This is a genomic window from Duganella sp. Leaf126 (assembly GCF_001423125.1).
GTDB lineage: Bacteria > Pseudomonadota > Gammaproteobacteria > Burkholderiales > Burkholderiaceae_D > Rugamonas.
Window position 1 is genome coordinate 1 of the sequence record NZ_LMNW01000001.1, and the last position, 16,592, is coordinate 16,592.

At 60.9% G+C, this 16,592-nt stretch carries 14 protein-coding genes; 2 read left to right on the forward strand and 12 right to left on the reverse strand.

The window, feature by feature from the left end; genetic code table 11:
- The 3 genes from ASF61_RS00005 to ASF61_RS00020 form a co-directional block, all read right to left on the reverse strand.
- A protein-coding gene (locus tag ASF61_RS00005; RefSeq protein ID WP_156369412.1) for an IS3 family transposase occupies positions 1-1,119 on the reverse strand; the annotation gives its coding sequence in 2 pieces (ribosomal slippage) (positions 1-876 and positions 876-1,119; 1,120 coding nt annotated over the 2 pieces). This gene is flagged as partial in the annotation.
- Positions 1,120-1,594: 475 nt separating this feature from the next.
- The gene (locus ASF61_RS00015) at positions 1,595-2,926 is read right to left on the reverse strand and encodes a site-specific integrase (RefSeq protein ID WP_056149760.1); all 1,332 of its coding nucleotides are present in this window, start codon (positions 2,924-2,926) and stop codon (positions 1,595-1,597) included.
- Between the two features lie 355 nt (positions 2,927-3,281).
- The gene (locus ASF61_RS00020) at positions 3,282-4,988 is read right to left on the reverse strand and encodes a methyl-accepting chemotaxis protein (protein ID WP_056149762.1); all 1,707 of its coding nucleotides are present in this window, start codon (positions 4,986-4,988) and stop codon (positions 3,282-3,284) included.
- A 236-nt stretch (positions 4,989-5,224) separates the two neighbouring features.
- On the opposite strand from ASF61_RS00020, the gene ASF61_RS00025 reads away from it, so the two are divergent.
- Positions 5,225-5,674: a hypothetical protein gene (locus tag ASF61_RS00025; protein ID WP_056149764.1), complete on the forward strand. Its 450-nt coding sequence runs from the start codon at positions 5,225-5,227 to the stop codon at positions 5,672-5,674.
- 111 nt (positions 5,675-5,785) lie between these two features.
- Positions 5,786-5,911 carry a hypothetical protein gene (locus ASF61_RS24295; protein ID WP_255354525.1) on the forward strand — a complete coding sequence of 42 codons (126 nt, stop codon included), beginning with the start codon at positions 5,786-5,788 and terminating at the stop codon, positions 5,909-5,911.
- Between the two features lie 74 nt (positions 5,912-5,985).
- Here the strand turns inward: ASF61_RS24295 and ASF61_RS00030 are convergent, their stop codons facing one another.
- From ASF61_RS00030 to rbfA, 9 genes are all read right to left on the reverse strand, one after another.
- Positions 5,986-6,408 carry a hypothetical protein gene (locus ASF61_RS00030; protein WP_056149766.1) on the reverse strand — a complete coding sequence of 141 codons (423 nt, stop codon included), beginning with the start codon at positions 6,406-6,408 and terminating at the stop codon, positions 5,986-5,988.
- 140 nt (positions 6,409-6,548) lie between these two features.
- On the reverse strand, positions 6,549-6,878 hold the full coding sequence (locus ASF61_RS00035; protein ID WP_082491129.1) for an energy transducer TonB: 330 nt from the start codon (positions 6,876-6,878) through the stop codon (positions 6,549-6,551).
- 54 nt (positions 6,879-6,932) lie between these two features.
- On the reverse strand, positions 6,933-7,271 hold the full coding sequence (locus tag ASF61_RS00040; RefSeq protein ID WP_056149769.1) for an energy transducer TonB: 339 nt from the start codon (positions 7,269-7,271) through the stop codon (positions 6,933-6,935).
- Positions 7,272-7,378: 107 nt separating this feature from the next.
- A complete protein-coding gene (locus ASF61_RS00045; RefSeq protein ID WP_229205655.1) occupies positions 7,379-9,148 on the reverse strand; it encodes a methyl-accepting chemotaxis protein in 1,770 nt (589 codons plus the stop codon).
- A 434-nt stretch (positions 9,149-9,582) separates the two neighbouring features.
- Positions 9,583-10,608, reverse strand: coding sequence for a tRNA dihydrouridine(20/20a) synthase DusA (dusA, locus tag ASF61_RS00050; protein ID WP_056149774.1), 1,026 nt, complete (start codon positions 10,606-10,608; stop codon positions 9,583-9,585).
- A gap of 185 nt (positions 10,609-10,793) precedes the next feature.
- Positions 10,794-13,043, reverse strand: a complete 2,250-nt coding sequence (locus tag ASF61_RS00055) for a DUF3141 domain-containing protein (RefSeq protein WP_056151134.1) — start codon at positions 13,041-13,043, stop codon at positions 10,794-10,796.
- A gap of 183 nt (positions 13,044-13,226) precedes the next feature.
- Positions 13,227-15,059 (reverse strand): translational GTPase TypA, encoded by a 1,833-nt coding sequence (typA, locus tag ASF61_RS00060; protein WP_056149776.1) that lies wholly within the window; start codon positions 15,057-15,059, stop codon positions 13,227-13,229.
- A 129-nt stretch (positions 15,060-15,188) separates the two neighbouring features.
- Positions 15,189-16,112 carry a tRNA pseudouridine(55) synthase TruB gene (truB, locus tag ASF61_RS00065; protein WP_056149780.1) on the reverse strand — a complete coding sequence of 308 codons (924 nt, stop codon included), beginning with the start codon at positions 16,110-16,112 and terminating at the stop codon, positions 15,189-15,191.
- On the reverse strand, positions 16,109-16,513 hold the full coding sequence (gene rbfA / locus ASF61_RS00070; protein WP_056149783.1) for a 30S ribosome-binding factor RbfA: 405 nt from the start codon (positions 16,511-16,513) through the stop codon (positions 16,109-16,111). The genes truB and rbfA overlap by 4 nt, the downstream gene beginning before the upstream one ends.
- Positions 16,514-16,592: the final 79 nt, after the last annotated feature.

Genomic DNA, 16,592 nt, shown 5'->3' on the forward strand with positions numbered 1-16,592 from the left:
TTTCATATTCGACTGGCGACAAGTCATTGCTGAAGCTGTGCCGGCGCTTTGGATTGTAAAACATCTCGATGTAATCGAAGACATCCTGCTTTGCTTCATCCCTGGTGCCGTATGTCTTTCGCCTGATTCGCTCTCGTTTCAAGAGCTGAAAGAAGCTTTCGGCTACGGCGTTGTCATGACAATTCCCGCGTCGGCTCATGCTCTGCTGCAGGTTGTGCTCGTCCAGGAAGTCGCGCCAGTCGTAGCTGCTGAACTGGCTGCCCTGATCGGAATGGACCATCACCGTATTCTTGGGCTGCCGGCGCCAGACGGCCATCAAAAGCGCGTTCATCGCCACCTCGCGATCGATGCGCGAACTCATCGACCATCCAACTACCTGCCGCGAAAACAGGTCCAGCACCACTGCCAGATAAAGCCAGCCTTCGTAGGTACGGATATACGTGATATCGGTTACCCAAACGCGATTCGGTTCTTCGACGTCGAACTGGCGCTGTAGATGATTAGGGGCCACCAGCGAAGGCGCGCCGCCGCGTTTGTATTTGCGCTTGGCATAACCAGTTTGCGAACGAATTCCGGCCGACCTCATGAGGCGGTGAACGCGATTGATGCCGCATTGCTCACCGAGTTCTCGCAGGTCATCGCTCACTTTGCGGTAGCCGTACACGCTGCCGCTTTCCAACCATGACTCCTTGATTGACGCGAGCAAACGCTTGTCTTCTTTTGCGCGGCGGCTTTCAGGATTCAGGCGCCAGGCATAGAAGCCGCTGGGATGCACCTCGAGCACCTTGCACAGCCGGCGCACCGGGAATTGGCCCTGTAACTCAGCAATTAAGGTGTACCTTACCCGGACGTCTTGGCAAAGTACACCGCGGCCTTTTTCAATATGTCACGCTCCTCCGTGACGCGCTTGAGCTCAGCCTTCAGACGCCGCATCTCGTCAGACTGGGCCTCGATAGCCTTGCGCTCTGCCTCAGGCACGCCATAGCGCTTCGTCCAGGCGTACAGGCTGTGAATGCTTACCCCGAGCCGCTCTGCCACTTCGCTAACAGGATGCCCACGCTGGGCTACCTGCTTGACTGCTGCTATCTTGAATTCTTCTGTGTACCGCTTGCCACTCATACATTCTCCTTGGGTCCGATATTATGGCTCAGGAGTGTCTACAATTGTCGTGGCGATTCANCTGCTATCTTGAATTCTTCTGTGTACCGCTTGCCACTCATACATTCTCCTTGGGTCCGATATTATGGCTCAGGAGTGTCTACAATTGTCGTGGCGATTCACCGTCTGATATAGCGGCGTCAACAGCAGCTTGAACATTAATTCTGCATTCATCAGCCACATTATTTTCGTACAGAATCCTCCGCATAAATTCCGTGGGCGCCTCGTTTGTGGGCGATGTACCCCTCGGCCGGCTCGCCGACTTAACAATCCTTTGCACTAAATCCTCAACAGAGATAGCTTGCTCATTTGGTTCCAGCTGAATATTAAACACTTACATCCCTGCGCTATACGTTAAAAAGATTCTGGACGGGCGGCGCGGAGGTACGCTACCGAATTCCCGGTAGGCGCGCGCTTTGCATTGGTTGCCATGCCGTCAAGCTGCGACCACTACGCGCAGAACCGGCGAAGCACGCACGAAGTCGATTCGCGCCTGCTCCAACATCCAAGTCTCAATCTTAACGTGCCACATTCGCAGCAGGTCGAGCGGACGGCGGCGATAGTGCTTCTCGGCTATAGCGCTTGGCTTGTGCCCCATAATTTGCGCTACCACGCCCGCCGGAGTCTCGGTCCATTCTGCGAGCGAACCAAAAGAACGACGCAGGCCATGCAATGTGAGGTCGGGCAGCCCAGCAGCGGTCAACGCACGTTTGTGCCCTGGCGTCGGCTCTGCAAGCTGGCCGTTTGCAGACGTGGGACTGGAGAACACCCATTCATTACGGCGTGGCAGCGCGGCCAGCAGCTGTGCGACATAGGGGCACAGCGGAACTGTACGCTCCCCTTCAACTTTGTCGCGAATCGTCATGCTTAGCCATTCAAAATCTACATCAAGCCATCGCAGCGCAGCAAGTTCTCGGCGGCGTGCGCCAGTGAGTAAAAGAGCTTGCAAGTAAGCTGATTGCACTGCGTTCGTCATCTGGCGCACAGCCTGAAACCACGGTGCAAGCTGTTCGCGTTGCAGACTGTCGCCCTCCTTTGCGTTTTTGCTCGGCATTTCGTCACGTACCTGTTGCGCCTTGCAAGCGCCAGCGGGAACCAGCCCGGCATACTCCGATTGTGAGTCGCACCAGTTGATGAACACGGATAGCAGACGGAACGACAACGCGGCCTGCGTCGGCCGGGTTTTAGCTTCCTTAGAAAGCCACGCGCCGATATGCTTGCCGGTCAGGTCAGACAGGCGCACGTCAAGCAATGACGCTAACGGGCCTGGCTCCGTCACCCCTTTTCCGCGGACCTTCTGAACACCGCCGACACGCACGACATTTTCGTGGTCGCGAATGTGCCATTCGCTCCAACGTTTGCGACGTGATTCGACATATAACGGCCAAACCGTGCCCAGTGTCACCGTTTCGCGCTTGTCCTGAAGCTCCTTAGCGTCAGCTTCGGCTCGCCTGTCGTCTCGCTCCTTTTCCTCGGCTGCGAGGCCAGCGGCCTTTACCTGGCGCGGGTCTTTCCCGTGGTCGATAAGGACTTTCAAACGGCGCGCTTCAGCTTGCGCTTCTGGAATGGTCCACGTGCCGGGGGCTCCGATAGTGATGCGCATAGCCGCACCGTTGAGCTTCGCTTGGAACATATACGACTTGGCCCCGTTCGCTGTTACCCGAAGCCCAAGACCGGGGGCCTCGCTGTCCCACAGGAAGGATTGGCTCTTGCCTTCCTCGCACTGGAAGCCGCTCACCCGCCCCGCCGTGAATTTTACTTTTGCCATCGCTGAGCACTCCCCCATGCAACCTATGTAACCGATATGTAACCCGGCAGGGAGTATATCAATCAGCGAAAGGTAACGCAAATCAACACTGAAAAAATCGTAAGCCTATGATTAATATAGGAATACAACAAAATACATACGTGAATCAACAGAGATAAATGCGCTTTTATCAGGATTGTGATTCCTGTTGTCGTGGGTTCGAGCCCCATCAGCCACCCCACAGAATGTTAAAGAAAGCCCGGTTGCGCATAACGCCAACCGGGCTTTTTTGTTTGCAGCGTCAACTCTGCGTCAGCGTGAAAAAAATCCCGGTCAGCTGCTGACCGGGATGTTGTGATGGTGACTGCATCGGCGCTTAAAACTGTTCCCACTCCTCCGCCTGCACCACCTGCGCCGGGCGGGACGCTGCAGGCTTCGGTGCTGCGGGTTTGGCCAGTGCGACACGGGGCGTGGCCGGCTGCACCAAGGCCGGACGCGGTGCCAGCTCGCTGGCCTGCTGCCCCACCTTGAACACGCTGACGACGTCGGACAGGATCGCGGCCTGCTCCTGCATCGAATTGGCGGCGGCGGCCGCTTCTTCGACCAACGCCGCGTTCTGCTGCGTCACTTCGTCCATTTGCGCGATGGCCGAATTGACTTGCTCGATGCCCATGGTCTGTTCCGCGCTGGCCGAGGCGATTTCGCTCATGATGTCGGTCACGCGCGTGATCGACTGCACGATCTCGGTCATGGTGGTGCCGGCATCGTCAACCAGCTTGCCGCCGGTCGCCACCTGGCTCACCGAGTCTTCGATCAGCACCTTGATCTCCTTGGCGGCAGAGGCGGAGCGGTGGGCCAGGTTGCGCACCTCGCTGGCCACGACCGCGAAGCCGCGGCCCTGTTCGCCGGCACGGGCAGCTTCCACGGCAGCGTTCAGCGCCAGGATATTGGTCTGGAATGCAATACCGTCGATGACGCCGATGATGTCGGCGATTTTCTGCGACGACTGGTTGATCGACGCCATCGTTTCCACGACCCGGCCGACCACCGCACCGCCCTTGACCGCCACTTCCGACGCCGAGACGGCCAGCTGGTTGGCCTGGCGCGCGTTGTCGGCGTTCTGCTTGACCGTGCTGGTCAGCTCTTCCATCGAGGAGGCCGTCTCCTCGAGCGAGCTGGCCTGCTCTTCGGTGCGCGACGACAGGTCGAGGTTGCCGGCCGCAATCTGCGACGAGGCGGTGGCGATGGTGTCGGTACCGGTCCTGACGCGTCCCACGATGTCAGCGAGCTGGTCGCGCATCTGTTTCATCGAGAACATCAGGCTGCTGCGGTCACCGGACTGCACCAGGATATCGGCATTCAGATCGCCCGAGGCGATATGCTGAGCCACGTCCATCGCATAGATGGGCTCGCCGCCCAGCTGGCGCAGGATGCTGCGCGTGATCGCGAAGCCGGCGACGACCGACACCAGGATGCCGACCAGCGAGATGGCGATGATCAATGTCCTGCTGTGCTGATAGCCGGCATGGGCCTCGCGCGCCGTGTCGTCGTTGATCTTCGTTTCGTAATCGCGGAAGTCGATCAGCGCGTTGATCCACTTGTCGAGCGCGGGTCCGGTCTGCTCCATGAGCACGTCCGGGCCGCTGGGATCGTTGGCGAAGCCGAGGTCGGCTGCTTTTTTTACCAACGGCAAAGCCGACATTTTCAGTTGCGCGATCCGGCTCAGGTGATCCCGTTCGTCCGCGCTGGTATCGGCATCGCGCTGAAACAGCGCTTCCAGGTCGGCGATTGCCTTGTCGTAAGCCACCAGGCTTTTATCGAACGATTCCTTCTGTACCGTCATCCGCGGCACATCGGTCAGTACGATCAGGTTGCGCATCGCTGCAGAGGATTTCTGCGCTTCGCCGATTGCCCTGGAAATGAGATTCGATTCCTGCCCGTTGAAATCGACGGTCGCGATCAGCGAATCGTTGAGAGAACCCAGACTGGAGATGCCAATGGCGGAGATGACGGACGATACCACCAGCGCGATGCCGAAACCGAGCGCCAGCCGGGTACCGACCTTGAGAGTGTGAAACGACATGGATTTTTCCTCACCTTCGCAAATTTATAAAATTAATTAAAGATTATTGCTATTATTGATAGTTGAATTAATGTGTCTATGGATAAATTATACTGATAGTCAGGAATTACATGTGGTGCGAACATTAACGTGTTCATGTACTACAACATTTCTTCAGAAATATTTCCATTGGGAACTAGGTAACGTACAATGTCCAGGTATCGCCCAGCGCACGCGGTGTCACCATTTCTATCATCATGTCCGAAGATAAATCACCCTCTGAAATTTCCACCTACAGCAAGGAAACGCCTGTAGGACGCCCCGACCGCGACGGCCGTGCCGGCGTGTTCGTTCCCTCCGAGATGTTCGATTCCGCAGCCAATGCAGCCATCCGCAGCGGATCGGGCATCGTCGGCTTCGGCAACCCGGACGGGTCGCTGACAGTGTATTTCGAAGCGAACCGCTTCGACGAAAGCGGCTTGCACAAATGGGAGAACAAGGCGCGCAAGGCCTACGACCGCATGGTGATGGCCGCGCCCACGGTGTCCAAGGCCAAGATCGACGCACGCTGCCTGGAACAGGTCGGCATCATCGACGGCACCGGCATCATGCTCAAGCAGCCGGACCGCCTGACCCAGTGGCTGCAGCTGTGCGACAAGCTCGACACCGCGCCGGCGTCGCCGGTCACGCTCTGGAAAAAGCGCTAGCGTCCGCTCCAAGCTGTTGTCCTACAGAACGTCGGACAGTTGGCTGATCCCCTCCCCAGTACGGCTGGCTTAAGATTTCACCATCGAATCCAACCTTCCCGGGAGTCTGTCATGGCACGCTACGCACGCATCGCATACGGCGCAATCGCACTGAGTCTGGTGTGCGCATCGACCATCGTTCTGGTGGAAGAAAACACCTTGCAGCACACGCAGATGTCCGTGTACACGCTGCGCTGAACGAGCAGATCACGGGGAAAAAAATCCCGCTGCGCCGATCGGCACAGCGGGATTTTTCATGGGTTGCAGGGCGCTTAGCGACGCCAGCCGCCGCGGCCGCCGTAGTAACCGCGTCCGCCGGAGAAGTGCGTAAAGCCAAAGTTCAGGCCGATCGAGACCGGTGGGTAATAGTATGACGGTGCTGGCGGGTAGTACACCGGCGCCGGCTGGTAATACACGGGGGCCGGCTGGTAGATCACCGTCGAGGGCTCGGTGATATACGTGGTGGTGACCGGCTGCTCGCTGTACACGACGCGTGAACTCGGTTGCGGCGGCAATTCCTCGGTCGTATAGACCGGCGCCGACGATTGCCCGTACACGCGGTCCGATGGCGTCACCGACACGGTGCGCCACTGATACGGATCGTTGACCACGCGCGCGCTGCTGTAATAAGGTTGCTGGGTTGCGCATCCCGTCAGCGCCGCCACCACGCCGACCACTGCTAAGATCGATTTCATCGCCAATTCTCCTTGTCCAGGATCACACTATATAAGATCGTGCAGCGCGCGCGCAGCGCCATTACAGCTTGTTACACCGGTGTGTGCCATCGGCATAAAAAAAGGAGCCGCGCGGGCTCCCTTTTGTCAGCAAGAATCTATCAGTCCAGCTTCCAGGCGTAATCGACCTTGGTCCAGGTTTCGGCCGGTGCGCCGTCCTTGGTGCCGGGCTTGAATTTGCAGGCGGACAGGGCCTTGATGGCAGCCTTGTCGAGGTTTTTGAAACCGCTGGTCTTCTCGACCTTGGAATCGGCCACCGAACCGTCGGGCTTGACCAGGAACGACATCGACGTCGTGCCCTGCTCTTCGTTCATCAGCGACGCCTTCGGATACTCGGCCTTGCAGTTCTTGGAATCGAAGCTGGCTGGCACTTCGGCGGCAAACACGTTTGGCGCGCTTGCGACCAGAACCGCTGCAACCAGACCCAACATACGTTTATTCGTCATCATGATTTTTCCCCTATGGATAATGGTGGCGTTCAGGTGTTACAGCTTCCAGCTATAGTCGACCTTGGCCCAGGTCTGGGCGACGGCGCCGTCCTTGGTACCGGGTTTGAATTTGCAGGCCGACAGCGCTTTCAGGGCGGCTTTATCGAGGTTCTTGAAGCCGCTCGATTTGTCCAGTTTGGAATCGACAACGGTACCGTCTGCGCCCACCAGGAACGACATCTTGACGTCGCCCTGCTCTTCGTTGATCAGCGAGGCTTTTGGATATTCAGCCTTGCAGTTCTTGGCGTCGAGGGTTGCCGGAACTTCGACCGCCATGGCGGCGGCGGAGGTAGCGGACAGCAGGAAGGCAGCGATTACGGTCGAAAACTTGGTCATTTAATTTCTCTCAATTATTTTTAACAACAGGTGTGGTTCCCGGTCCGCCTTGGCGTTTCCACCATCACGCAACAACGTGACAGCGGTCCGGGCAATACTTGGATTCCTTAAAACTCTTCCCACTCGTCAGCGCTGGCGGTGCTGGCAGCATTGACGACTTTCTTCGGTTTGGCTGCCGGTGCAGGTGCTGGCTTGGTGGCCAGTTTCTTTACCGGAGCGCGGGGTGCGGCGGCGATCGGCGTCACGATGGCCTTGACTGCAGGCTTTACCGGCGCCGCCTTCACGAAGACCGGAGCCATCTCGCGCTCCTCCCCTTCCACCAGCTTGAAGATGCTGACGACACGCGACAACTCGTCGGCCTGGTCTTGCAAGCTCTTGGCTGCGGCGGCGGATTGCTCCACCAGCGCGGCGTTCTGCTGGGTCATGCTGTCCATCTCGATGATCGACAGGTTGACCTGTTCGATGCCGGCGCTCTGCTCCTGGCTGGCGTTGGCGATCTCGCTCATGATGTCGGTTACGCGGCGCACGGAGGACACCACTTCGTCCATGGTCACGCCGGCCTGGCCGACCAGCTTGGTGCCGGCGCCGACTTTTTCCACCGAGTCATCGATGAGCATCTTGATTTCTTTGGCGGCACCAGCGGAGCGCTGAGCCAGGTTGCGTACCTCGGACGCCACCACGGCAAAGCCACGGCCCTGTTCGCCGGCACGGGCGGCTTCCACGGCAGCATTGAGCGCCAGGATGTTGGTCTGGAAGGCGATGCCGTCGATCACGCCGATGATGTCCACGATCTTCTTGGCCGAGGCATCGATCGAGCTCATGGTATCGACCACTTCCGACACCACCTTGCCGCCCTTGAGCGCCACATCCGATGCGGCCGAGGCCAGCTGATTGGCTTCACGAGCGTTGTCGGCATTCTGCTTCACGGTCGAGGTCAGCTCTTCCATGGCGGTCGCGGTTTTTTCCAGCGAGCTGGCCTGCATTTCGGTGCGGGCCGACAGGTCGGAGTTGCCGGCGGCGATCTCGCGGGTGGCGGTGCCGATGGTCTTGGTGCCGGTACGGACCTGGCCCACGATGTCGACCAGGCTGTCGCGCATTTCGCGCATTTCGTACAGCAGGCTGGTCTTGTCATTGCCGGTGGTGTTGATCGACACGGCCAGGTCGCCGCTGGCGATGCTGCTGGCGATGGCCGAGGTGTAGCCGGGTTCGGCGCCCAGCTGCTTGAGCAGGCCACGGGTGATGACCACGGCGGCAGCCACCGAAATTGCCACGGCCAGCAAGCCCATGATGATCATGAAGGTACGGCCGCTGGCGAAGCCCTTGGCAGCTTCCACCTGCATTTCAGCATTCAGCTTGTCTTCGAGTGCGCCGAGCTGATCCAGTGCGGCCATCCATTTCACCTGCGCCGGACGGATTTCCTTGATCAGGACGCGCGTCGCCGCTTCGGCCTGACCGCCCACCCACATATCGGTGGCCTTGGCGATGGCCGGCATGGCGACCGCTTCCTGCTCCTTGATGGCAGCGAGCAGCGCTTTTTCTTCCGGCAGCGCTTCAGTCGCGAACTGGGCGCTCAACTTGTTCTGTGCCTCGGTATAGGCGGCGGCCAGCGTCTTGACGTTGTTGAGATCCTTGGCCATATCGTCCGGATCGCTCAGCAGGGTCAGGATGCGCAGCGTGCTGACGCGGGTGGCAACGTTGGTGCGCATCTCGGTCACCAGGCGGGTGACGACGTTGTTGACGCTGATGACGTGGTCGAGGCGGTCCTGGATTTGTGCCATGCGGAAGATGCCGACCGTGGTGACCGCGATCAGGAACACCAGGACCAGGGCGAATCCGAGGCCCAGGCGCATGCCAACTTTCATTTTTGCTAAATTCATTTCGTCTCTTCGTAAGTGACACTGTTAATAAGAATTTGCCTTGGGACGGCCCGTCGAGCTTGGGGACAACGCCAATCCGAACATTTCTGCAATGCAAGTAAACATGACATTAGCAAACAATGACTGCGAATGCAAAATTTGGCGCTCCACCAGCGTCGGATTGTCTCTTTTGCGTCGCAATACACATACGAAAGACGGTGGACAGATGTGTACGGAAATGAATTATAAATCCATGTTTTTCCACACGGCAAGTAAATAATAACGGTCTTCGCGGAAACATAATTTCTTAGTGGAAATTCCAACACTTTGAAATTCTGCTTGCAAGTTACACTGAAAATCGGTGCAAAAATGCGGGGAACGCGGCGCCGAGCGGCGCCGGTAGGGGAACGGGATGAAGGATGACGCTAAGGGGCGAGTGCCGGCCTGGCCGGCCGTCAGACCGCCGTCAGGCGTACTGCAGCCTGGCGCAGCAAGGTGGCGTCGCCGGCTGCCAATTGTTTCGCGTCCGACAAAGTTTGCCGGAACGATTTCGCGCCGGGCAAGCCCTGCATCAGCCCTAGCATGTGGCGCGTGATCGAATTCATCTTGAGGCCGTGAACGCCGTACTGGGCCAGCTGTGCCGCGATGTAGGGAATCATCGCCTCGATCACTTCGGCGCGCGACTTCGGTTCGGTCGTGGCGCCGTAATAGCGCTGGTCGAAGCTGGCCATCAGGAACGGGTTGTGGTACGCCTCGCGGCCCAGCATCACGCCATCGACATGGCGCAGGTGCTCGTCGATCTCGGCTTCGGTCTTGATGCCGCCATTGATGATGATTTCAAAGTCGGGGAAGTCGCGCTTGAGGCGGTACGCCACGTCGTACTTGAGCGGCGGAATTTCGCGGTTTTCCTTCGGCGACAGCCCCTTCAGGATGGCAGTGCGCGCATGGACGATGAACGTGGTGCAGCCGGCCTCGGCCACGGTACCGACGAAATCGCGCACGAAATCGTAGCTTTCGTGCTTGTCGATACCGATCCGGTGCTTGACGGTGACGTCGATATCGACCGCGTCGCGCATCGCCTTCACGCAGTCGGCCACCAGTTGCGGCTCCGCCATCAGGCAGGCGCCGAACGCGCCCTTCTGCACGCGCTCGGACGGGCAGCCGCAATTGAGGTTGATCTCGTCGTAGCCCCACTGCTGCCCCAGCCTGGCGCTGGTCGCCAGGTCGGCCGGGTCGCTGCCGCCCAGCTGCAGCGCCACCGGGTGCTCTTCCTCGTTGAAGCGCAGATGACGCTCGACGTCGCCATACACGAGCGCACCGGTGGTGACCATTTCCGTGTACAGCCAGGTGTGCTCGGTGATGTGGCGGTGGAACACGCGGCAGTGACGGTCGGTCCAGTCCATCATCGGTGCCACCGACAGGCGGCGGCCAGGCACGGGGGCGGAGGCGGCGTCGGTTGTTTGCGAAGTGTCGATGGTCATGGCGGCAACTGCTGGTCGGTAGGGGGTCGTCATTATACCGCCAAGCTGCCGTATCAGTCCGAATCCGGCTCGGGCGGTTCGGGCCTGAAATAGATCCGGGCCGCGCAGCCAAACGCGATCAGGCGAGCGCCGCTGCGTGGACGCAGCGCTGCGCCGTACCGGTCCGCCGCACCGGTCCGCAATCACTAGGCCGCGTCGCTGCCCTGCTTCTTCTTGCGCACCACCGCCAGCTTGGGGCCGAACAGGGCTGCCACGCGCTCGAGGCGCTCGGCGGCGTCGCCGGTGACGGTGCCGGTGGCGCCGACCACCTGGCGCACGATGGCCAGCGCGGTGGCGCGCGCGTCCGGGTCGTCCGGCAGCAGCAGCGGCAGGTCGCGGATGGCCGCTTCCTCGGCCACCTGCAGCATCAGGTATTGTTCGCGCACGATGGTCTTGAAGTGCGTGACGCTGAGCTCTTCGTCGCTGGCGGTGCGCAGCCGCAGCTGGCGGATGGTGGCAAACGCGCGCTCGTCGGCCGCGCTCAGTTCCGGGCTGCGGTAGATGTACAGCAGGCTGCGGATGATCGCTTCCGTGGTGCCGCCTTCGGCGGTCTTGCCGGCGGCGGCAGTGCGGTAGGCGTCGAGCGCCGCCTCGCGCGCCAGGTCGCGGCCGATGCGGCGCGGCGCCCCGTTCTCTGCGCGCAAGCCCACCAGCGCCTGCAGCACGGGCGAACCGTAGACGGTCAGAAAGAAGTGCTCGGTGGCCTGGTCGCGCACGTCGCGGTACAGGTCGAGCGCCGCGACGATCTGTTTCGACATGGCGTCCTGCAGCTGCAGGAAGACATTGTCCTTGGCCACGGGGCGGCGCTGGGCGCGCACCTTGGCAGCCAGCGCCGGAATGCCGTCGAGCAGCTTGTTCTTGTTGGAGAACGCCGTGTAGCGCAGCCGCATCGGGTGCAGCTCGCGCAGCTGCCTGGCGCTGTGCTCGGTCACCAGGCTCTTGACGACCGGGCTGGCAAAGGTACGGTACAGGCCCTGGTTGATTTCCGACACGCGCGCCACGGTGGCAAAGCGGCGCTCGTCCGCTTCATCGTTGCCGCCCAGTGCGCGCAGCGATTCCAGCGGACGGCGTTCGAAGCGCATCACGTAGTCGCCGCCCATCATGTCGCCGGCAGCGAGTTCTTCCTGCAGCATTTCCTCGTCTTTTTCCAGGAACACCGCTTCGTACAGGCCGGGCGGCATGATGTCGATCATGTCCATCGCGGCCGTGAATTCTTCGTGCTCCTTGTTGGCCACCGACGCCGAGACGAAGATGCCGAGGTGGCCGATACTCTGGTGCATCGAATAGATGATGGTCTGGCCGCCGGCCACCAGCGCGTCGTCGTCCTCGTACAGGTCGAGCACCCAGCCCAGCGCCTGCTGCGGCGGCGTGATGTCGTCGCCCCACGAGCAGAACACCACGATCGGCGACTTGATGTTGCGCAGGTCGATGCGGTGGCCGTCGCTGTCGAGCAGCGACGCTTCGCTCAGGCGGTTGCCGACGAACAGCGAGTCGGCGATGTACTGCATCTCGCCGGCATTGAGCAGCACCGGGTTGCCCCACCATTTCTCGAACTCGAGGAAGCGCGGCGCCTCGGTATCGATCTTCGAATACACATTGTAGTTCTTGGTCCACAGCGTGTTGGACGGATTCATTTTTTCAAAGTTGGCGACCAGCTGGGCGCCGTCGAAGATGCCATTGCCGAGGTCGCCGGCGAGCGAGGTCATCCAGGTGCCGCCGAGCGCGCCGCCCAGGTAGCGCAACGGGTTCTTGCCGCGCACGCCGGCCCAGTACGACAGCGGCGCACCGGCCAGCACCAGCGGCCCGACCAGGTCCGGTTTCAGGGCGGCGGTCATCATGATCTGCCAGCCGGCCTGGCAGTTGCCGATCAGGGCCGGCTTGCCGTCGGCCTGCGGGTGGCGCTCGGCCACGTGCGCGATGAAGGCCGCTTCGGCGCGGCACACGTCCTCGATGGTCTGGCCCGGCACCGGCACCGGCGTGAAACCGACGAAATAGCACGGGTGACCGGCTTTCAGGACCACGCCGATCTCGCTGTCGTGCTTCATGCCGCCGATGCCGGGACCGTGGCCGGCACGCGGATCGAACACGATGAACGGGCGCTTGGTCGGGTCGGGTTCGATGCCGTCGGGCGGGGCGATGTAGCACAGGCCGTAGTTGACCGGACGCGCAAGCGTGCTGCCGTCCATGATGATCTCGAACGGAAAGCTCAGCACGTGCGGCGCCGTCTTGGCGGCGCGCGCATTGCTTTCGGTGCCGCGCTGGCGCAGCACATCGAGGAACAGGATCGAGCGCTGGCAGGCGTCCACCCAGTAGTCGAGCCCCTGCTGGGCAAGGTGGAACGGGTTACCGGGCCAGCGCATCGGGTTGGGCCACGGACTGTACTTTTCTTCACTCACGACATCCTCCATGCATGGTCATGTTGCCATGCACAAAAGTACCGCAGCGCCGTGGAAAAGGCAAACGAATCCGGTTCATAGAATGCCAGCCGAAGCCAGCATTTATTGATTGAGACATGACCTGGATCAATAAAAAAAAAAAGCCGCCCCAAGGGGCGGCTTTCAGAGCGGGCACGCGCAGACTTACGCTTCGCGCGAGGCTTTCTTGCGCTCGTGTTCTTTCAGGAAGCGCTTGCGCAGACGGATCGATTTCGGGGTAATTTCGACCAGTTCGTCGTCGTCGATGAATTCGACCGCGTATTCGAGCGACATCTGGATCGGCGGCACCAGGCGCACGGCTTCGTCGGTACCCGACGAACGCACGTTGGTCAGCTGCTTGCCCTTGATCGGGTTGACGACCAGGTCGTTGTCGCGCGAGTGGATGCCGATGATCATGCCTTCGTACACGGGGTCGTTGTGGACCACGAACATGCGGCCGCGGTCCTGCAGTTTCCAGATCGCGTAGGCCACGGCAGCGCCGTCGTCCTGCGAGATCAGCACGCCGTTGCGGCGGCCGCCCAGTTCGCCCTTGCCGGTATCGACCGGTGCATAGGCGTCGAACACGTGGCTCATCAGGCCGGTACCACGGGTCAGGGTCATGAACTCGCCCTGGAAGCCGATCAAGCCACGGGCCGGGATGCGGTATTCCAGACGCACACGGCCTTTGCCGTCCGATTCCATGTTCTGCAGGTCGCCGCGACGACGGCCCAGTTCTTCCATCACGCCGCCCTGGTTGGCTTCCTCGACGTCCACCGACAGTTGCTCGTACGGCTCATGGCGCACGCCATCGACCATCTTGAACACCACGCGTGGACGCGACACGGCCAGCTCGAAACCTTCGCGACGCATGTTTTCGATCAGGATGGTCAGGTGCAGTTCGCCGCGGCCCGATACCTCGAACGTGGTGTCGTCTTCGGTCGGCGCCACGCGCAGCGCAACGTTGGCCTTCAGTTCTTTTTCCAGGCGGTCGCGCAGCTGGCGCGAGGTCACGAACTTGCCTTCGCGGCCAGCCAGCGGCGAGTTGTTGACCATGAAGTTCATGGTCAGGGTCGGCTCGTCGACGGTCAGCATCGGCAGCGCTTCCGGGGTGTCCGGTGCGCACACGGTCGAACCGATGCCGATTTCCTCGATACCGTTGATCAGCACGATGTCGCCGGCAACAGCGTCGTCCACCAGCACGCGCTCGAGGCCTTTGAAGTTCAGCACCTGGTTGATGCGGCCCTTGATCGGGGTGCTGTCAGGGCCGTTCAGGACGATCACGTCTTGGCCGGTCTTGACGCGACCGCGGTTGATGCGGCCGATACCGATCTTGCCCACGTACGACGAGTAGTCGAGCGAGGTGATCTGCATCTGCAGCGGACCGTCCGGATTGTCGTCGCGTACCGGCACGTGTTCCAGGATGGCGTCGAACAGCGGCTTCATGTCGCCCGAGCGCACGTCTTCGGTCAGGCCGGCGTAGCCGTTCAGGCCCGAGGCGTAGACGATCGGGAAGTCCAGCTGCTCGTCGGTGGCGCCGAGCTTGTCGAACAGTTCGAAGGTCTGGTTGATGGCCCAGTCGGCGCGTGCGCCCGGACGGTCCACCTTGTTGACGACCACGATCGGCTTCAGGCCCAGCGCCAGTGCCTTGCGGGTCACGAAGCGGGTCTGCGGCATCGGGCCTTCCTGCGCATCGACCAGCAGCAGCACCGAGTCGACCATCGACAGCACGCGCTCGACTTCGCCGCCGAAGTCGGCGTGGCCCGGGGTGTCGACGATGTTGATGTGGGTGCCTTCGTACTCGACTGCGCAATTCTTGGACAGAATCGTGATGCCGCGCTCTTTTTCGAGGTCGTTCGAGTCCATGACACGGGTATCGACCGCTTGGTTCTCGCGGAAGGTGCCGGACTGGCGCAGCAGTTGGTCAACCAGGGTGGTTTTACCGTGGTCAACGTGGGCGATGATTGCAATGTTGCGAATTGCGCGTTTAGTAGTGGACATAGTCGTATATTTGCGGAAAAACTGCGGGTGCGTACAAGAAGCTGTACGGAAAGCCGGCTAGTATAGCATGTTGCGCTGCAACTCTATCGCCGGCCGGCTGCTTATTTTCGAAGTGGCCGTGGTGTTGCGTTATTGCGCCGTGAACGCAATCAGCCGCTCCGGCGCCAGGATGGCGTAGTCGCCGAGCATGGCCGTTCCCAGCAGCTTGTCGTCGAGATACACGCGCACCCGGCCCGGCTGCGCCGGCACGGCCACCGTTTCCTTGCCCAGCGCCAGGCGCTGGCCGTTCAGGAAGCGCTGGGCCAGCGCGTCAGTGAGCTGCACGGCCGGGAAGCTGGCCAGCAGCGCATCGACCGGGGCCAGCAGGCTCAACGGTTCCGGATGGGCGACCAGGGCGTCGAGCGCGATCATATTTTCCATGGTCAACGGTCCCACCTGCGTGCGGCGCAGCGCGTTCAGGTGGGCGCCGCAGCCGAGGGCAGCGCCAATGTCCTGGCCCAGTACGCGGATGTACGTGCCCTTGCTGCAGGTGACGGACAGGGTCAGCATCGGCGCCTGGTAGGCCACCAGTTCCAGCTTGTGGATGACGACGTGGCGTGCTTCGCGTTCGAGCGTGATGCCGGCACGCGCATATTCGTACAGCGGCTTGCCGTCGCGTTTCAGGGCCGAATACATGGGCGGCACTTGCGCGATCGGGCCGCGGAACTGCTCCAGCACCGCGTGAATCTGTGCCAGCGTGACGTTGACGTCGCGCGTCTCGAGCACTTCGCCCTCGGTGTCGCCGGTGTCGGTGGTCTGGCCCAGGTGGACCACGGTCTGGTAGGTTTTATCGGCTTCCAATAAATCCTGCGAAAACTTGGTCGCTTCGCCAAAGCACAGTGGCAGCAGGCCGGTGGCAAACGGGTCGAGGGTGCCGGTGTGGCCGGCCTTTTTGGCGTTGAGCACGCGCTTGGCCTTGATCAGGGCATCGTTGCTGGAAAAACCGACCGGCTTGTCGAGCAGCAGCACGCCATCGACCAGGTCGCGCACGCGTTTGACTTTGGGCTGATTCATTCTTCCTTGCCGTCATCCGCGCTGTCATCCAATGCGCGGGTGGCATTGGCCTGGTCGATCAGCGCCGACATTGCCATGCCGCGCGCGGCCGACATGTCGTGCACGAAGTGCAGCGCTGGCAGCGTGTGGATGTGCAGGCGTTTGCCCAGCATGTTGCGCAGGTAGCCGGAGGCGGCCTGCAGGCCGGCCAGCGTGTTCTTCACCGACTCGGGGTCGTCCTTGAGCATGGTGAAATAGATCTTGGCGTGGGCGTAGTCGGGCGTCAGCTGCACTTCGGACAGCGTGATCATGCCCACGCGCGGGTCTTTCAATTCGAGGGCGATCAGTTCCGACAGGTCTTTCTGGATTTGATCGGCAACGCGCAAGCCGCGCTGCGGGATGTTTTTGCTATGTTTTGCCATGATGAGTTTCCATAAACGGCAAAGTGGACGGAAGCCTGACAGCCGCCGCCCACTTTACCTGTTGCCGCGTAGCGCCGCG

Coding starts and splice junctions, on each gene's coding strand:
- ASF61_RS00015 (WP_056149760.1), bottom strand. CDS start 2,926: ATGGCAAAAGTAAAATTCACGGCGGGGCGGGTGAGCGGCTTCCAGTGC.
- ASF61_RS00020 (WP_056149762.1), bottom strand. CDS start 4,988: ATGTCGTTTCACACTCTCAAGGTCGGTACCCGGCTGGCGCTCGGTTTC.
- ASF61_RS00025 (WP_056149764.1), top strand. CDS start 5,225: ATGTCCGAAGATAAATCACCCTCTGAAATTTCCACCTACAGCAAGGAA.
- ASF61_RS24295 (WP_255354525.1), top strand. CDS start 5,786: ATGGCACGCTACGCACGCATCGCATACGGCGCAATCGCACTGAGTCTG.
- ASF61_RS00030 (WP_056149766.1), bottom strand. CDS start 6,408: ATGAAATCGATCTTAGCAGTGGTCGGCGTGGTGGCGGCGCTGACGGGA.
- ASF61_RS00035 (WP_082491129.1), bottom strand. CDS start 6,878: ATGTTGGGTCTGGTTGCAGCGGTTCTGGTCGCAAGCGCGCCAAACGTG.
- ASF61_RS00040 (WP_056149769.1), bottom strand. CDS start 7,271: ATGACCAAGTTTTCGACCGTAATCGCTGCCTTCCTGCTGTCCGCTACC.
- ASF61_RS00045 (WP_229205655.1), bottom strand. CDS start 9,148: ATGAATTTAGCAAAAATGAAAGTTGGCATGCGCCTGGGCCTCGGATTC.
- dusA (WP_056149774.1), bottom strand. CDS start 10,608: ATGACCATCGACACTTCGCAAACAACCGACGCCGCCTCCGCCCCCGTG.
- typA (WP_056149776.1), bottom strand. CDS start 15,059: ATGTCCACTACTAAACGCGCAATTCGCAACATTGCAATCATCGCCCAC.
- truB (WP_056149780.1), bottom strand. CDS start 16,112: ATGAATCAGCCCAAAGTCAAACGCGTGCGCGACCTGGTCGATGGCGTG.
- rbfA (WP_056149783.1), bottom strand. CDS start 16,513: ATGGCAAAACATAGCAAAAACATCCCGCAGCGCGGCTTGCGCGTTGCC.